The sequence below is a fragment of the Aquimarina spongiae genome (assembly GCF_900141785.1).
Lineage (GTDB): Bacteria > Bacteroidota > Bacteroidia > Flavobacteriales > Flavobacteriaceae > Aquimarina > Aquimarina spongiae.
In genome coordinates, this window is sequence record NZ_FQYP01000001.1 from 218,315 (window position 1) to 235,939 (window position 17,625).

At 36.8% G+C, this 17,625-nt stretch carries 12 protein-coding genes; 10 read left to right on the plus strand and 2 right to left on the minus strand.

Annotated features, from left to right (window positions below; all coding sequences use genetic code 11):
• The first annotated feature begins 6 nt into the window (after positions 1–6).
• From BUE24_RS00930 to priA, 3 genes are all read left to right on the plus strand, one after another.
• The gene (locus BUE24_RS00930) at positions 7–435 is read left to right on the plus strand and encodes a DUF2147 domain-containing protein (protein ID WP_073312667.1); all 429 of its coding nucleotides are present in this window, start codon (positions 7–9) and stop codon (positions 433–435) included.
• A 114-nt stretch (positions 436–549) separates the two neighbouring features.
• A complete protein-coding gene (locus BUE24_RS00935; protein ID WP_073312669.1) occupies positions 550–1,116 on the plus strand; it encodes a chalcone isomerase family protein in 567 nt (188 codons plus the stop codon).
• A 140-nt stretch (positions 1,117–1,256) separates the two neighbouring features.
• Positions 1,257–3,713 carry a replication restart helicase PriA gene (gene priA / locus BUE24_RS00940; protein ID WP_073312671.1) on the plus strand — a complete coding sequence of 819 codons (2,457 nt, stop codon included), beginning with the start codon at positions 1,257–1,259 and terminating at the stop codon, positions 3,711–3,713.
• A gap of 55 nt (positions 3,714–3,768) precedes the next feature.
• On the opposite strand, the gene BUE24_RS00945 is transcribed toward priA, so the two are convergent.
• Positions 3,769–4,482 carry a LytR/AlgR family response regulator transcription factor gene (locus tag BUE24_RS00945; RefSeq protein ID WP_073312673.1) on the minus strand — a complete coding sequence of 238 codons (714 nt, stop codon included), beginning with the start codon at positions 4,480–4,482 and terminating at the stop codon, positions 3,769–3,771.
• A gap of 165 nt (positions 4,483–4,647) precedes the next feature.
• On the opposite strand from BUE24_RS00945, the gene rpsF reads away from it, so the two are divergent.
• The 5 genes from rpsF (at position 4,648) to BUE24_RS00970 (ending at position 9,757) form a co-directional block, all read left to right on the plus strand.
• Complete coding sequence (gene rpsF / locus BUE24_RS00950) at positions 4,648–4,986, plus strand: 30S ribosomal protein S6 (protein ID WP_073312675.1); 339 nt, start codon at positions 4,648–4,650, stop codon at positions 4,984–4,986.
• Between the two features lie 3 nt (positions 4,987–4,989).
• Positions 4,990–5,286 carry a 30S ribosomal protein S18 gene (rpsR, locus tag BUE24_RS00955; protein WP_073312677.1) on the plus strand — a complete coding sequence of 99 codons (297 nt, stop codon included), beginning with the start codon at positions 4,990–4,992 and terminating at the stop codon, positions 5,284–5,286.
• A gap of 16 nt (positions 5,287–5,302) precedes the next feature.
• Positions 5,303–5,755 carry a 50S ribosomal protein L9 gene (gene rplI / locus BUE24_RS00960; protein ID WP_073312679.1) on the plus strand — a complete coding sequence of 151 codons (453 nt, stop codon included), beginning with the start codon at positions 5,303–5,305 and terminating at the stop codon, positions 5,753–5,755.
• A gap of 104 nt (positions 5,756–5,859) precedes the next feature.
• Positions 5,860–9,087 (plus strand): TonB-dependent receptor, encoded by a 3,228-nt coding sequence (locus tag BUE24_RS00965; RefSeq protein ID WP_073312681.1) that lies wholly within the window; start codon positions 5,860–5,862, stop codon positions 9,085–9,087.
• A 187-nt stretch (positions 9,088–9,274) separates the two neighbouring features.
• A complete protein-coding gene (locus tag BUE24_RS00970) occupies positions 9,275–9,757 on the plus strand; it encodes a DUF6495 family protein (protein WP_073312683.1) in 483 nt (160 codons plus the stop codon).
• A 15-nt stretch (positions 9,758–9,772) separates the two neighbouring features.
• On the opposite strand, the gene BUE24_RS00975 is transcribed toward BUE24_RS00970, so the two are convergent.
• Positions 9,773–11,008 carry an ABC transporter permease gene (locus BUE24_RS00975; protein ID WP_073312685.1) on the minus strand — a complete coding sequence of 412 codons (1,236 nt, stop codon included), beginning with the start codon at positions 11,006–11,008 and terminating at the stop codon, positions 9,773–9,775.
• Between the two features lie 183 nt (positions 11,009–11,191).
• On the opposite strand from BUE24_RS00975, the gene hisS reads away from it, so the two are divergent.
• Complete coding sequence (hisS, locus tag BUE24_RS00980) at positions 11,192–12,562, plus strand: histidine--tRNA ligase (RefSeq protein ID WP_073312687.1); 1,371 nt, start codon at positions 11,192–11,194, stop codon at positions 12,560–12,562.
• 264 nt (positions 12,563–12,826) lie between these two features.
• Positions 12,827–17,605, plus strand: coding sequence for a hypothetical protein (locus BUE24_RS00985; protein WP_139241886.1), 4,779 nt, complete (start codon positions 12,827–12,829; stop codon positions 17,603–17,605).
• The last annotated feature ends 20 nt before the right edge of the window (positions 17,606–17,625 follow it).

Here is a 17,625-nt window from a genome sequence, read left to right on the forward strand (position 1 = left end):
AACAAGATGAAGATTTTTTTTAGACTTTTTGCACTATTGATGATGGTGTCAGCAACAGTAAACGCACAGGAAGAAATTATTGGAAAATGGAAAACCATTGATGATAATACCGGAGAAGCAAGATCGATTGTTGAGATTTATAAAAAGGGAGATAAAATTTATGGTAAGATTCAACAAATATTGAACGAAGCCGATAGAGGAAATCTTTGCGAAGAGTGTAAAGGAAGTGATCACAATAAACCTATTGAAGGAATGGTGATCATCAAAGGTCTTGAGAAAGATGGAGATGGATATGAAGACGGTACCATCCTCGATCCCGAAAATGGGAAAGTCTATCGATGTAAAATATGGGTCGATAAAGACAATCCTAAAGTGCTCAATGTAAGAGGGTATATTGCATTTTTATATCGTACCCAACAATGGATTAAGGCGTAAATTTCCCCAATATTTTTTTTATACGAAATTGTTTTTTTTAAAATTTTAACATTTTCCGTGTTAGTTTTTAGAAGTTTAAGTAACTAAACGAGGGTAATCTTTAAAACAAAGACCATGAATAAAACAATTACCCTAGTTTTTATACTTATGCTTTCTGTCACATCATTTGGGCAGATAAGAATTGATGATATCGTTGTTCCTGAGAAATTAACTTTTGGAGAAGAAGAGTTGACTTTTAACGGAGGAGCAATGCGTAAAGTACTTTCATTCAAGACATATTCTGGAGCGTTATATACCAAGCAAAAATATAACGAAGACAAAAAAGTATTGGATTCTGATGAAACCATGGCTATTCGTTTGAATATCGCTTCCAAGAAGGTAACCAACGAAAGAATGATCAAAGTGTTCAGAAAAGGATTTGATGATGCGATGTACGGAAACACACAAAGCTTGGATGCAAGAATTGAAGATTTCTTGAAGTTATTTGATTCTCCAATGGAAATCAATGACTATTATGACTTAGTGTACTTAAAAGGACAAGGAATCAAAACGTTTAAGAACGGTAAAGAACTTGGATTCATTAAAGGAAGAGATTTTAAATATGCTTTATTCAAAATATGGCTAGGACATGAACCTGCTTGTCAAATTATCAAAGGAGGAATGTTAGGCATTAGCAAATAAAGAATTTCTACATATAACAAGATAAAAGCCTGAAGCATTGACCAAGCTTCAGGCTTTTTTTATTCTATAAGTTTATCGACATACTATCGTTTAAACTTGTATTTTTGTGACAATAGTTCACTTTTCAGTATTTTAATTTCTTGACAACGCCCTATTTCATAGATGTAATATTACCCATTCCGCTTCATAAGGAATTTACGTATCGTATTTCAGAAACCGAAGCAAACTTTATCCAACCAGGAATGCGAGTGGCAGTGCAATTTGGGAAAACCAAAGTATATGCAGCTATTGTCACCAATGTACATCAAACTCCTCCAGAAGTATATGAAGCCAAAGAAATCGAACATATTTTGGATGAGATCCCCATTGTTACTCAAAAGCAATTAGCGCTTTGGACGTGGATGGCAGAATACTATTTATGTAGTAAGGGAGAAGTAATGCGCGCGGCCTTACCTGGGGCTTTTTTGTTAGAGAGCGAAACGATCATCAATAAAAAGGAATTAACTATTGATGAATCTGATCTAAAAGATGATGAATTTTTGCTGTATGAAGCACTGCATTATCAAAGTGTACTAAGGATACAGGAAATTATTGATATCCTAGGAAAGAAAAATGTACTCCCGGTCATCAAAAGTTTGATAGAAAAAGGAGCAATTACTGTTCAGGAGGAGATTTATGAGCAATACAAACCCAAGTTAGTACGTTGTGTGCAATTGCATCAACAATATAGAGATGAGGATAATTTGAGAGCGTTATTGGATCAAATGAACCGGGCTCCAAAGCAAAAAGCAGTGGTGATGCACTTATTTACGTTGCAAGCGAAGAGCGAAGATCCAGTTAAGGTAAACGAACTTGTAAAAGCTTCAAATACTTCTTCTGCTGTGATCAAAGCGTTGGTAGATAAGCAAGTGCTTGAGGTGTATCAATTACAAACCGATCGAGTGCAATATCATTCGGATAGTGTAGAAGATGCCAAACAATTGAATCCGTATCAGCAAAAAGCTTTAGACGAAATTGAACATTCTTTTACCGACAAAGAAGTATGTATGTTGCATGGGGTGACTTCTTCTGGGAAAACCGAAATTTATGTACAACTGATTCAAAAAGTTATACAGCAAGGAAAGCAAGTATTGTATCTACTACCAGAGATTGCTTTAACCACGCAGTTGATTAGTAGATTACAACAGTACTTTGGAGAGCAGCTCACAGTATACCATTCAAAGTACTCGGTTAATGAAAGAGTAGAGGCCTGGAATAACATTCGAGACAATAAGTCAAAGGCACAAATAATTATTGGAGCCAGATCGGCAATTTTCCTTCCTTTTCAGGATTTGGGCTTGATTATCGTTGATGAAGAACATGAAAGTACATTCAAACAATATGATCCGGCACCGAGATATCACGCCAGGGATACTGCCATTGTAATCGCAAAAATGTTTGGCGCAAAAGTACTATTAGGGTCTGCAACACCAGCCTTGGAGACCTATTACAATGCAAAACAAGGAAAATACGCCTTGGTAGAGCTTACAAGAAGACATGGGAACGTTTTAATGCCAGAGATTAATTTGGTAGACCTCAAAACCAAGTATAAAAGAAAGGAAATGACGGGGCATTTTAGCGATGTGCTTTTAGAAAATATTCAGGAGGCGCTGAAGGAAGGAGAGCAAGTGATATTGTTTCAGAACCGAAGAGGGTATTCTCCAGTAGTGGAATGCAATACTTGTGGGCACTCTCCGCAATGTCCAAATTGTGATGTGAGTCTTACGTATCATAATTATAAAAACCAGCTTAGGTGTCATTATTGTGGATATCATATGGCGATGCAGCAGCAATGCATGTCATGTTCTAGTACAGACTTGTCTACTAAAGGTTTTGGAACAGAGCAAATAGAAAAAGAACTAGTAGACCTTTTTCCCGATCATGTGATCGCCAGAATGGATCAGGATACTACAAGAGGAAAGCATGGATACGAAAAGATCATCAATAGATTCGAGCAAGGAGAGGTTCATATTTTGGTAGGAACTCAAATGCTTTCTAAAGGCTTAGACTTTAGGAATGTAACCCTCGTGGGTATTATGAATGCTGATAACTTGCTCAATTTCCCTGATTTTAGAGCTCACGAACGAAGTTTTCAATTGATACAACAGGTGTCGGGTCGGGCTGGTAGAACCGAAAAGAGAGGAAAAGTATTAGTACAAACCTATAATCCCTTTCATCAAATTCTTCAGCAGGTTTCGGTTAATGATTATTCAGGGATGTTTAAGGATCAAATAGAAGAACGACATCAATATAAATATCCTCCGTTTTTTAGGTTGATTAAGATCACTATAAAGCATAAAGATTATAACAAAGTAAATAATGCTGCCGGGTGGTTGGCTAAATCTCTAAGGAATGTTTTTAAAGACAATGTGCTGGGACCAGAGTTCCCACCTATAGCCAGAATACGCAATCAATATCATAAAAATATCCTGATCAAAATCCCACAAGGGCAGTCACTATCTAAAACCAAAGCAGTGATCAAAAAAATAAATACCACGTTCAGCAGTATTAAAGACTTTTCTGGAGTTCGGGTAATTTATAATGTAGATAATCAATAGGGGTATAAAAAAATCCCGCAATGCGCGGGATCCTTCTAAATATTTTTATCCATTATTAACCGTTGAGAGCTTCTATTAAAGAATGCTTTTTATGACGGCTTAAAGGAATCTTTTCATCAGCGATTTCTATGTTTCGGCTGTTATAGCGTTCTACCTTATCCAGATTTACGATATAGGATTTATGAATTCTTAAAAAACGATCGCTTGGTAATTGTGCTTCAAAAGATTTCATAGTTGCAAGAACTACTATAGGATCTCCTTCTTCCATAATCAGTTTTACATAGTCTCCTAAAGCCTCTACATATTTTAATTGATTCAAAAAGATTTTACGCTTTTTCAAATTGCTCTTTACAAAAATGTAATCATCGTCTTCTACTGCAGCATGTTCTGAACCTAAACGAGACATACTTAATGCTTTTTCTACAGCAGCATTAAACCGATCTTTTTTGATTGGTTTTCTTAAATAATCAACAGCATCATAATCAAAAGCTTTAAAAGCGTATTTTGTTTTCCCGGTAACAAAAATAATATGTGGTTTGTTTTCTAGGTCGTCTAATAAATCAAACCCAGTAAGTATTGGCATCTCGATATCCAGAAATAAAAGATCAACCGGAGTGTCGAGTAAACCGTTTTTAGTTTCTATAGCATTGTTCCATTCTGCCACTAGTTCTAGTGAAGAATGTTCATCTATAAGTTTAACTATGGCGAGCCTTTGGAGGCGGGAATCATCCACGACCGCACATTTTAATTGAGATTGTTCCACTTGCATACTGTTAAATATTCCAATACAATATTAATGAATATATATTAGTTCCACAAACATTTTACGCTTTTTATCGATAAAAAAGGTGTTTCATCGAAGTGAGAGAGGAGTTTGAAAATACAAAAAATAGTATTACTTTTGCAGCCAATTTTAATTTAATTTTAGATTTTTATGAGTCAATACGAAACTGTTTTCATCTTGAATCCCGTTTTATCTGAAGACCAGATAAAGGAAACAGTTAAGAAATACGAAGACATTCTTGTTTCTAACGGTGCCAAGATGATATCAAAAGAGGACTGGGGGCTTAAGAAGCTTGCCTATGCTATCCAACACAAAAAGAGTGGTTTTTATCATTTGTTTGAATACCAGGTATCTGGTGAAGCAATTAACCCTTTAGAGGTTGAATTTAGAAGAGATGAACGAGTAATGCGTTATTTAACTGTAAAGTTAGACAAACATGCAATTGCTTGGGCAGAGAAGAGAAGAAATAGAAACAAACAAAAAGCTTAATTTATGTCATCTATAGAACAACAAGCTAAAGGAAAAAAAGACGGAGAGATCAGATATCTTACTCCACTTAATATAGATACTACAAAAAATAAGAAGTACTGTCGTTTCAAAAAGTCAGGTATTAAATATATCGATTATAAAGATCCTGATTTCTTAATGGCATTCGTAAACGAGCAAGGAAAGTTATTACCACGTCGTTTAACAGGAACTTCATTAAAATATCAACGTAAAGTAAGTGTTGCTGTAAAAAGAGCTAGACACTTAGCATTAATGCCATACGTTGGAGATTTATTAAAATAAAATTCGTCATAACATTATGGAACTTATATTAAAAAGAGACGTTGAAAATCTAGGATTTGCAGACGATATCGTAGAAGTGAAGAATGGTTATGGGCGTAACTTCCTAATACCTCAAGGTTTTGCTGTGTTGGCTACTCCTTCTGCAAAGAAAGTGTTGACTGAAACATTAAAGCAAAGAGCTTTTAAAGAGAAGAAAGAAATCGAAGATGCTCAAAAAGTAGCTAAGAAAATCGGAGATTTAGAAATTAAGATCGCTGCAAAAGTAGGAGCTGGAGATAAGTTATTTGGTTCTGTATCTAATGCAGATGTATCTGAGGCACTTGCTAAAGAAGGTGTAGAGTTAGAGAAGAAATATATTTCTGTACCAGGAGGAAACATTAAACGTCTTGGTCAGTACGAAGCTTCTGTTCGTCTTCATAGAGCAGTGATTGCTCCTCTTAACTTTGAAGTTATACCACAAGCTAAGTAGTTAATAACTCTAGTATAAATAAAGAAAAGATCGCTCATTTGAGCGATCTTTTTATTTTAAATTTAATAGTAGATTAATACTTACCTAAATTCACGCAAGTTTATATGAAAAAAGTTATTTTCCTCCTTTTTGTTACAATTGCTGGGTTTATTGGTCATTCGCAAGTAACTACTTCTAATATTTCGGGAGTGGTATACGACAATAATGATCAGTTGTTACCAGGAGCAAATGTAACTGCCGTTCATAGTCCTACAGGTACATCGTATGGAGGCGTTACCAATTTTGACGGACGTTTTGATTTGATTAATCTTAGGGTTGGTGGCCCCTATAGAATTACGATTAGCTATGTAGGTTTTAAGAAGCAATTAATTGATGATGTTTTTCTTCAATTAGGTCAAACCTATAATGCTTCGATTGTTTTGGTTGAAGATGATAACCAGTTAGAAGAAGTGGTTATCACATCTAATAAGAGTAATACCTTTAGTAGTGAGCGTACTGGCGCAGAGACTAGTATTGGGAACAGAGAATTGAAAGCACTCCCAACCATTACCCGCTCTGCGGCAGATTTTTATCGTTTAGAACCTACTGCGTCTAGTAATGGTTCTTTTGGGGGTAGAAATGATCAGTTTAACAACTTTAGTTTAGACGGTTCTATCTTTAATAACCCTTTTGGATTGGATGCTGCTACTCCAGGAGGTCAAACCAATGCGCAACCTATCTCTCTGGATGCCATTGATCAGATTCAGGTGTCTACCGCACCTTATGATGTCACTCAGGCAGGTTTTACTGGAGCTTCGGTAAATGCAGTCACCAAGAGTGGTACCAATCAATGGAAAGGTACGGTATATGGATTTTATCGTAATCAGGATATGACCGGAGATAAAGTAGGGGATGATGATATTATAGTACCTGATCTTACGCAAGCTCAATATGGGGTGAGTGTAGGAGGACCAATCATCAAGAACAAATTATTCATTTTTGGAAATTTTGAAAAAGATGATCGTGAAGATCTAGGGTCAAACTTCTTGGCAGCAAGACCTGGATTATCAGGAGCAAATGTATCCCGTGTAACTGCTGAAGATTTGGAATTTGTATCCCAGCAATTGGCTACTTTGGGTTACGAAACGGGTCCATTTGAAGGATATACGCATGACACCGAATCTACAAAGGGTATCCTGAAATTAGATTGGAACATTAATAACAATCACCGTTTGGCAGTTATTTACAATTTTTTGGACGCTTCAAGAGATCTTCCTGCTAATCCAGAGGCAATTGGTAGAAGAGGTCCTGATTTGACAACACTTCAATTTAGAAACTCAGGATATAGAATCAATAATAAGATTAACTCCTTCTTAGTAGAGTTAAACTCAAACTTTGGATCCAAAGGTAATATTTCTAATAAGTTTCAAGCTGGATATACATTTTTTGATGATAGTAGGGATCCATTTTCTGCTCCTGCACCACCGATCAATATTCAGGAAGAAGGTGTACGCTATATTGTTGCGGGACATGAGCCTTTTTCGATCAACAACCGTTTGGAACAACGAGTGTATCAGGTGACAAATAACCTTAATATTGTAACAGGAGATCATACCTTAACCTTTGGGGGTACTTTTGAAAGATTTGAGTTCGACAACTCCTTTAATCTTGGGGTGTTTGATTTTCCTGGAGATGCCGATGCTGGTCAGGGGCCAGTAAGTACCTTTTTTGATGCCTTTCAGAGTGTGAGAACAGATCCGTTAAACCCAGGAACAAGTTTTGAAGAAGCCATTAATAATGGTACCATTGGAGCAGCACTGGCTAATGCACAAAATGTATTTGCTGCCAATAATGCCAACGATAGTTGGGCCTTGGCAGAAACCAATGTGGGTCAGTTTGCATTGTATGCCCAGGATAAATGGAAAATAAATGATAAACTTACGGTGACTTATGGATTAAGAATCGATCAGCCGCTATATTTTGATACCGAAGATAAAATTGCTGAGAATATCGAAAGAGCGGCAGGAGGAACTTTTCCTGATGGGAACTATCAGCCAGGTATTACCTATTTTGATGAGAATGGAAATCCAACACAGTTAAATAGTTTGGATCTACCAACACGTAGATTGTTGGTGTCTCCAAGATTTGGATTTAATTATGATGTAAAAGGAGATAACTCTTTCCAAATTCGAGGAGGAATAGGTATTTTTACAGGACGCTTACCTTTTGTTTGGATTGGAAACCAGGTAGCAAATCCAAATTTCTTTTTCTATACCACCTCGTCTCCTGATTTTAGATTTCCTCAAGTTTGGAGAAACAGTCTAGGTATTGATTACCGATTTAAAAATGGGATCATAGCTACTACAGATATTATTTATACAGAGGATGTAAATGCGCAGATGGTAAGAAACTTTGGATTGAGAACGCCGAGCGGTACACTAAATGGGGTTGATAATCGACCTGTATATTTACCTTCGGATAGAGCAGTTAATGAATTTGGCGGAATTACCAATGCTTATGTCTTCACCAATACCAATGTTGGGCACTCATTCAACTGGTCTTTTAAGTTGCAGAAGAATTTTCAAAATGGTTTGTATGCGAGTATAGCCTATAATTTCCTCGAAGCAGAAGATGCAAGTTCTCTAGATGCTGAAATCTCTAGTGACGCTTTTGATCGAAATCCTGCATTGGGAAATGTAAATCAAGCGGTGAGTACCACCGCGCGTTATGGGGATAAGCACCGTATTGTCGGACAGTTAAACAAAACGTTCAGTTACGGTAAAAATAAGCAATGGAGAACATCTATTGGTGCTTTTTACGAATATGCGCAAGGAGGAAGATTCTCGTATACTTATTCTGGAGACATCAATGGAGATGGCTCGCCACTTAATGATTTGATTTATATTCCTACTACAGATGAATTGGCGACCTATAACTTTAGTGGAGCCGATTTCAACGAGAGAGAAGCACAAAGAGTCGCTTTGGAAGCGTATATACAGCAAGATGAGTATTTACGCGAGCGAAGAGGTAGCTATGCAGAGAAATATGCAATATTAAGCCCCTGGAGGGGAAGATGGGATATCAAATTACTTCAGGATTATGATATTCAAATCGGAGACAGAACCAATACCATTCAATTAAGTTTGGATATCCTTAATTTTGGTAACTTATTGAATTCGGATTGGGGGGTAATCGAAATTCCTGTAAATGATCAGCCTATAGGGGTGAGTGTAGATAATACAGGTACTCCTTTGTATTCATTTGATGTTTCTCAAACCAGGACTTTTGCCAACGATTTTAGTTTGGATTCTAGATGGCAGGCACAGGTGGGATTACGATATATTTTTAATTAAGGTCATAATATACTTAAGATAAAAGGTGCCGGTTTAGGCGCCTTTTTTTGTTTGGGTAAATTTCTTGGCAATTCATTTTTTTAAGGATGATCAAACTGAAATGTACTTTGAATATTATTGATGTAAATCCTCAATTTATAGTTACTTTTGCAAACCATTTCAAACGAGAAAATAAAAGTTTATTACAATGAAATACCAACGGTTAAGCAAGGAACAATTAGAAGAGTTACATGTTGAATTTATTAACTTCTTGGCAACCCAATCGATAACTGCAGAAGAATGGAGTGAAATCAAAGTCAATAAACCTGAGGTAGCAGAGGAAGAGATAGACGTGTTTAGTGATCTCGTATGGGAAAAAGTATTAGGGAATGCACAGTACTTAGAACATTTTTCACAAGATCAAATACATCTGTTCGAATTAGACGAAAACGAAATGCATCTAATTGCGATAAAAGTAAATAACGACAGTATTGATCTTACAACTCAAGAAGGTTACAGTTGGCTTCGCGACAATTTGATGAACGATGATGTGGTTTTTTACAATGCATCAAAAGGGTATAGTGAAGATAGAAACCTGGATAAGTTTCAGCTAATCCAGAAAGGAGCCAATATCACCCGTGGGGAACTATATCATTATTTTGAAAAATTGGTAAACGCTAAAGAACTATAAGTTAGCGGTTACACATTATTCATATCGCAAAGATTCTATAGGATCTTGCTTGGCTGCCTTTATAGCGGGGTATAAACCAGAGACAACAGCAGTCAAAAATGAAGTCACCACTGCGGCGAACATGGCAAGCCAAGGTACAGAAAACTGAAAATTAGATAAATTTGCAGCAAGACTTCCTACCAGAATCCCGAGTATTATACCGATCACTCCTCCAAGTTGCCCTATGATTACTGTTTCCAGGAAGAACTGACCAGAAATAGTGTGTTTTTTGGCTCCTAAAGCTTTTCTAACCCCTATTTCTCTAGTGCGCTCAGTTACAGATACCAACATGATATTCATTAGTGCGATCGAAGAACCAAAGATGGTAATAATACTAATGATCCATGCGGCTATGTATAAATAAGAGGTAATGCTAGCTATACGATTAATTAGATCATCACTACGCTCGAGCCCAAAATTGTTTTCTTCTATGGGATTCAGTCCTCTCACATTTCTAAAAGTGATAATAGCTTCATCTTGAGCGCCTTCCAAATATTGTTTGTCATTAACTTTTACACTTATGTTATAATTGATATTGGGCAAGGTATAAATTGATCTTGCGGTTTGAATAGGGATAAGCACGCGTAAATCTTGATTGTTTCTGAAGGTAGCTCCTTTACTTTCTAATAAACCGATAATCTTAAATTTTGCACCACGAATACTGATCGTTTTACCAATAGGATCTGTGTTTTTAAACAAACTCTTTTTGAAATCGGATCCAATTAAACAAACATGATTGTTATTTTCGATATCAAAAAAGGTAAAGTTTCTTCCTTTTTCAATTTCTGTACCGGAGTTTTCCAAATAATTTTCATTAACTCCCAATACTGCCACTTCCGGATCTGTTTTTTCACTTTCAAAACGCACTTCAGCATTTCGTGTACCCGTAAAATATAAAGATGTTTTGGTATAAGGGAACTCAAACTTATCGACAAATTGTTTTACGTTACGATAACTGATAATAGGATTAACTTTTTCCCGATTACGATTGTTTCTGGTATTAAATTCGTATCGCTGGATATTAAAAGTATTTGAACCCATGGAGGCAAAATCCCCAGTAATGGTCTTTTCCAAAGCACCCAAAAATGTCAAAATACCAACAAGGGCCGTGATCCCTATGGCAATAATTAGGATAGTAAGGACAGTACGCAGTACCTGACCTCGAATTGAATCCATCGCGATTCTAACATTCTCTCTAAACAGTGAAAACATAAGTATACAATTAACCGGTTTGCTCTATAAGACTACAAAACCCCTTTAAAGTTACTCCAAAAAAACAAAATTTATGATTTGAAGAAAGTCTTATACATATTTGTCTTCAAATTTTGAGTCTTTTTTAGATATTTGCAACCTTATAACAGACGAATACAATCGTCTTGAATTTGAACAAAGCAAATGGCACAAAAACCTTCTATACCTAAGGGAACAAGAGATTTTTCACCAGTAGAGGTGGCAAAAAGAGGATACATCATGGATACGATCAAAGAACAATTTAAGTTGTTTGGTTTTCAGCCTATTGAAACTCCTAGTTTTGAAAATAGTGAAACCTTGATGGGTAAATACGGTGAAGAAGGAGATCGGCTTATTTTTAAAATCCTAAACAGCGGTGATTATCTGAAGAAAGTAGATGAAACCTTATATCAGGCTAAGGATAGTACAAAAATGACTGCAAAGATTAGTGAAAAAGCTTTGCGATACGATCTTACAGTACCTTTTGCGCGATATGTGGTACAACATCAAAATGAGATTGACTTTCCGTTTAAACGCTACCAGATTCAACCGGTATGGAGAGCAGATCGACCTCAAAAAGGAAGATTTAGAGAATTTTATCAGTGTGATGCCGATGTGGTGGGTAGTACATCGCTTTGGCAAGAGATAGATTTGATCCAATTGTATGATAAGGTATTCACTAAGTTGAACTTGCAAGGGGTTACGATCAAAATCAACAATAGGAAGATCCTTTCTGGTATTGCCGAAGTGATTGGTGCTAGCGATAAGCTCATCGATTTTACAGTAGCTTTGGATAAATTGGATAAAATTGGTGAAGATGGTGTAAAAAAGGAGATGAAAGAAAAAGGGATCTCTGATGAAGCGATAGAAAAGGTGAAACCATTATTCAGTTTTGAAGGAAGTACTACAGAAAAAATAGCCAAGCTTAAAACGTTGCTAGCTTCTTCTGAAGAAGGAACAAAAGGAGTAGAGGAGCTTGAGTTTATTACCAATACAATTAATGAAATATCGCTACAGACTGCGAATTTGGATCTGGATGTAACTTTGGCAAGGGGGTTGAACTATTATACAGGAGCAATTTTTGAAGTAGCTGCGCCAAAAGAGGTGAAAATGGGATCCATTGGTGGTGGCGGAAGATATGACGACCTTACGGGTATTTTTGGATTGAAAAATGTGAGTGGGGTAGGGATATCTTTTGGTTTGGATAGAATTTATTTGGTGCTAGAAGAATTAGGACTCTTTCCAGAAACCGTAGCCTTATCCACCAAAGCGTTGTTTATTAATTTTGGAGATAAAGAAGCGTTGTATTGTGCCAAAACAATTATCAAGTTAAGAAGCGAAGGAATCATTGCTGAGTTATATCCAGATAGTGCAAAAATGAAAAAGCAAATGGGTTACGCCAATAAAAGAGCAATTCCTTATGTCATCTTGGTGGGAACTTCAGAAATAGAGAAAGAAACGTATACTGTAAAAGACATGCAGTCCGGAACTCAAAATGAAATGAACTTTGAAGCGTTGAAAGATATTCTTTTGTAGTTTAAAGTTGCTGATATTTCTACAAAAATTACCGGTGTTTTTGAATGCATTAAACTCCTTGGTTTACATATTTTTAGGGTGATGATTTTGATGCATTTCGACTTGTGTTTTTTTAATTATCTTTACACCACAATAGAATGTTAAATTTAACGTTATAGTTAAGTTAAAAAGCTATTGTTGAAAATAATGCCCTAAATGTTTTCGTAGAGTTTTAGTTTTTGAGGAAGGGGATTATGATTACACACCTTACTCTTAAAACTTTGTATGAGACTAAAACTACTTTTAGTAACGGTTCTGTTTAATTTATGTTGTTTTGGGTTTGCCAATACGGGTAACGATTCTCTTTCAGTAAAAGATGAGGTAAATTCCAAAGACGAACTACTTCCTTCCTCATTTGTACAACTACCAGATTTAGAAGAAAAATTTCCAATCCAAGAAGTATTTACTTCGATTACTTCTCCAGAATTTACGTTTGAAAATATAGCGCAAGAGTTTCCAACTACTAATAGTGATGTTATTCAGGCCAGAGCCGAGGCTCAAAAGGGGTTTAATGAAATTGATAGTACAGGTCGATGGATTGGTTCGTTTAGGAATGAAGATATTCAGGTATTACCGGTTGGGATAAAGAAAAAAATAAATGAAGTAGAATACCAGTTAGGTTTTGTAAAGGCTCGTTTTACCAAAGATTATACTGAGCTTACAGTGTTTGCCAAGGTGATATTACCTCAATCAGACGAAAATGGGTTACCGATAGAGCTCTTTTTTGGAGCCAATAATGTCAAATTATCTCATCAAGGTGGAATCGTAGGAGATGCAAACCTGGTACTCTTAGGAGATGTGTTTATACCATTCAATGCGGGTAATTGGCTGTTAATCCTTAAAGGAGGGTTTGATTACAGAACGGGAGAAACTCAAAATAGAACCTTTGTAACCATTAATTGTGATGGGGTAAAAGAAATGGGGATTGAAGGAGAGGTACAGTTTTCTCGAAATATGATCTTACCTGTAGACCCTACAGGCAAAGCTTTGCCAGAAACTGTTACTTATACCGGAGCGGTTCGAGAGCCTATTCAAATCCCAAATCGAGTAAAAGGTGCCTTCAAAGCGGTTGCTTCCGATTGGAATGATATGATTGTAGAGATTAGCCTTTCTCCTTTTGTATTGGCTAGCCAACCTGATAAATTTATGTTCTCGGTAAATCAGGCAGTGTTCGATTTTAGCGACCTGCGTACAGAAAACGTGAATTTCCCACAATATTATCACGATGAAGGGTTGTTATTACCAAATCCGGATACATGGCGAGGTGTTTATGTGCAATCACTTAAGGTAGGACTACCTCAAGAATTTAAATCCACTGAAACCCTCACACAAAAGAGTAGAATTACTTTCGAAGCTGCCAATCTTTTAATTGACGGATATGGAGTATCAGGGTATTTTTCTGCAGAAAATGTAATTACGCTAGGAAAAGGGAGAACTTCAGAAACAAAATCATGGGCCTATTCTGTAGATAAAATTGGGATAAATCTTGCGGCCAGCAGGCTTATTGGAGCAGATTTTGAAGGGCAAATACTGCTTCCTATTTCTGATAAAGGAGATAGAAATGGTACTACTGCAGATGGTGAAGATGGAAGAATGGGATTAGGATATCAAGGTATTATCTCTGAAAATGAATATGGATTGGTTGTATCTACTTTGGATACCTTAAGCTTTGACGTATTTAGGGCCAAAGCCGAACTATTGCCAAATTCATCTGTAGAGATGAAGGTGGTAGAAGGAAATTTCAGGCCCAAAGCTGTACTTAATGGAAGGATGGCCATTTCAGCAAGTCAAAAGGAATCTTTAGCAAACGAAGGACAAACCTATACTACAGGCGAGGGCGCTGATCAGCAAAATCATACCGTACAATTTAAAGGAATAGAGTTTCAGGATTTAGTCTTACAAACTACTTCTCCAGTTATACAAGTGGCCTACTTTGGGTATCGAGATCAAGTGAAATTGGCAAATTTCCCAGTTTCTATTGCCAATATTGCGTTTTCTTCGAACGAATTTGAAGCAGGAATTGAGTTTGATCTGATGATCAATCTCATGGGCAAAGAAAGCAAAGGTTTTGCTGCAGATGCCCGACTTGGGATTTTTGGGAAATTCCAGGAAGAGAACTTTAAACAACGTTGGAAATATGACCGTATTGACCTTTCCAGAATCAACCTGGAAGCCAATATGGGAGCTATAAAGCTCAGAGGAGGATTAGAACTCATGGATGATGATCCTGAGTATGGAGATGGATTTGCTGCGGATATCGAGGGTACCTTTGGAAGTTTTGGTCCGATCACCTGTAAAGCTATTTTTGGAAAGACAGATTTTAGATATTGGTATGTAGATGCTGCAGTTCGTGGTCTTAAAATAAATGTAGGTCCTCTACAAATTTCAGGTTTTGCAGGAGGTGCTTTTTATCGTATGTCACGCAGACCTAATGCAGGTCCGGATTTTTCTCCTTCTGGACTTTCGTATGTGCCTAATGAGGATTCAAGCCTTGGGGTAAAAGCAATGGTGTTTGCAGCGATTGGTGATGAGAGCGCAATTGCGGTTGGTGCTGGTTTTGAGATTGAATTTAACCGCAGCGGAGGAGTGAATAGATTAGGACTGTTTGGAGAAGCCCAAATGATGAAAGCGTTCAATTTCCCAAATCCAGCTGGTAAGCTTAGTGAGAAGTTGAGCAAAATGGTAGACAACGAGTTGATCCAGGGGGCTATGGATAGTCAAACCGGAAAAACTTTTCTTGATAAAGCTGATTTAGAATACGAACCAGAAATCGTTGGTGAAGCTGCTATTAGTGCCAAGATGGGAATGGAGTTTGACTTTGTTAACGATTCTTTTCATGCTACTTTCGACCTCTATGTAAATGTGGCCGGAGGAATTATCCGTGGTCGTGCATCTCGAGGAAGAGCGGGATGGGGAGTAGTGCATATCTCGAAAGAAGAATGGTATGTTCATTTTGGAACACCTACCGATCGATTAGGACTCAAAATGGGTGTAGGTCCGTTTTCTTTGGAAACGGGAGGATATTTTATGATGGGAGACCGAATACCAGGAAGCCCTCCGCCACCGCCAGAAGTAGCAGAGATTTTGGGGGTAGATGCGGACGAGTTGGATTATATGAGAGATCTCAATGCGCTTGGCGAAGGAAGAGGTTTTGCTTTTGGTTCTGATTTTAAGGTAGATACTGGGGATATCAGATTCCTCATTCTGTATGCTCGTTTCCAGGCTGGAGTAGGATTTGATATCATGCTTAAAGATTATGGAGAAGCAAGGTGTAAAGGAAGCAGTGACGAAATTGGAATTAACGGTTGGTATGCCAACGGTCAGGCTTATGCCTATCTACAAGGAGAGCTAGGAATACGAATCAAGTTATTCTTTATCAAAAAGAAAATCCCAATTATTAAAGGAGGTGCAGCGGTACTGTTGCAAGGTAAAGGTCCAAACCCTTTTTGGTTTAGAGGATATGTAGGTGGATACTATAACCTTCTGGGCGGAATGATCAAAGGAAGTTTCAGATTTAAACTTACTATTGGCAAAGAGTGCGAATTGATTAATGCAGCTCCAATGGGAGGTATTAAAATGATTACAGACCTTACCCCAAAAGATGGAGACTCGGATATTGATGTCTTTGTAGCTCCGCAGGCGGCTTTCGCTATGCGAGTCAACGAACCTATTGTTATTCCTGAAGATACAGGAGATAATACCTATAAGGTAATTCTTGAAAAATTTACGGTTACCAATGAAGCAGGAGAAGAAGTAGTAGGGACGATTGAGTGGGGGCAGATGAATGACAGGGCCACGTTTATTTCAGATGATATTCTTCCTCCAGATACTAAACTAAAAGCAACTGTAGAAGTAAGTTTTCAGGAAAAAGTGAATGGTAGTTTCCAAACTATTTTTGTAGATGGACAAAAAGCAATAGAAGTAGAAGAACGAAATTTTACTACGGGTACAGCACCAAAATATATTCCTTTAAATAATATTCAATATTCGTATCCGGTAGTAGATCAACAACTATTCTATACCAACGAATATAAAGATGGATATATTCAATTGTCTAGAGGCCAGGATTACTTGTTTGATAGCTCTCAGTGGAAAAGTACTGTGAAATATATTGATGAGGTAGGTACGATTAAAGAAGTGGATTTTAACTATGATACCTCTAGTAACCAGATACGATATGCGTTTCCAAAGATGGATCGTGAAACAAAGTATATGTTAAGTATAGTGAGTACTACCAAATCATCCAGTGGACCAGAGGGTACTATAAACTCCGAAACTGTTGATTTTGGTGAAGATAATACGGTTGAAATTAGCACTAATACTGCAGAAAATGTGCTAAGAGATGGCGAAATAGAAAGACTTTCTTACGAGTTTAAATCAAGTCAGTATAAAACCTTTGCAGATAAGATTAATAGTATCAATGTCAATGAAGATAACTGGGGGAAAATTAATTCGGTAGTACTGTACTTAACTTCAAAAGTTGATTTTACTGAAGGTTTTGATATTGTAGAATTGATTGGAAATAAGTATTCAGAAAATAAAGCTTTGGTAACTATAGAGTCTGACCTTAAAGACAATTATTTCTTAAAAGATATCAATCCTATCTTGTATGATAAGTATGGCCAGGGGTCAACATATAGTATTACCAGAGATGCTACAGAATATGGATATATACCTAAAAAGGCATTACCCGTACTGAGTAATTATTTAACCAGCCTTGAAAATAATGTAGATCTCAATTGGAGGGCGACAAGATTCCCTTATCGATATAACCTTCCGGAAATTTATTTCAATGATTATGTAGATATACGAGATCGGGTAATCAATGATTATACAAACGGATTGATATCTGCAAGTTCTCCTGAGGCTAGTATAATTTCCTCAGAATATAAGTTTATGTTGTATGGTAAATATAACGTGAAGTTGCAGTATGTGTTACCTGGAGGAGTAATGGGAAGCTCAGCCAATTATAGATACAAAAACCCAATAACCGCGAGGCAATAGGATAAACCATAAATTTTAAT

Coding starts and splice junctions, on each gene's coding strand:
- BUE24_RS00930 (WP_073312667.1), top strand. CDS start 7: ATGAAGATTTTTTTTAGACTTTTTGCACTATTGATGATGGTGTCAGCA.
- BUE24_RS00935 (WP_073312669.1), top strand. CDS start 550: ATGAATAAAACAATTACCCTAGTTTTTATACTTATGCTTTCTGTCACA.
- BUE24_RS00945 (WP_073312673.1), bottom strand. CDS start 4,482: ATGCAAGTGGAACAATCTCAATTAAAATGTGCGGTCGTGGATGATTCC.
- rpsF (WP_073312675.1), top strand. CDS start 4,648: ATGAGTCAATACGAAACTGTTTTCATCTTGAATCCCGTTTTATCTGAA.
- rpsR (WP_073312677.1), top strand. CDS start 4,990: ATGTCATCTATAGAACAACAAGCTAAAGGAAAAAAAGACGGAGAGATC.
- rplI (WP_073312679.1), top strand. CDS start 5,303: ATGGAACTTATATTAAAAAGAGACGTTGAAAATCTAGGATTTGCAGAC.
- BUE24_RS00965 (WP_073312681.1), top strand. CDS start 5,860: ATGAAAAAAGTTATTTTCCTCCTTTTTGTTACAATTGCTGGGTTTATT.
- BUE24_RS00970 (WP_073312683.1), top strand. CDS start 9,275: ATGAAATACCAACGGTTAAGCAAGGAACAATTAGAAGAGTTACATGTT.
- BUE24_RS00975 (WP_073312685.1), bottom strand. CDS start 11,008: ATGTTTTCACTGTTTAGAGAGAATGTTAGAATCGCGATGGATTCAATT.
- hisS (WP_073312687.1), top strand. CDS start 11,192: ATGGCACAAAAACCTTCTATACCTAAGGGAACAAGAGATTTTTCACCA.
- BUE24_RS00985 (WP_139241886.1), top strand. CDS start 12,827: ATGAGACTAAAACTACTTTTAGTAACGGTTCTGTTTAATTTATGTTGT.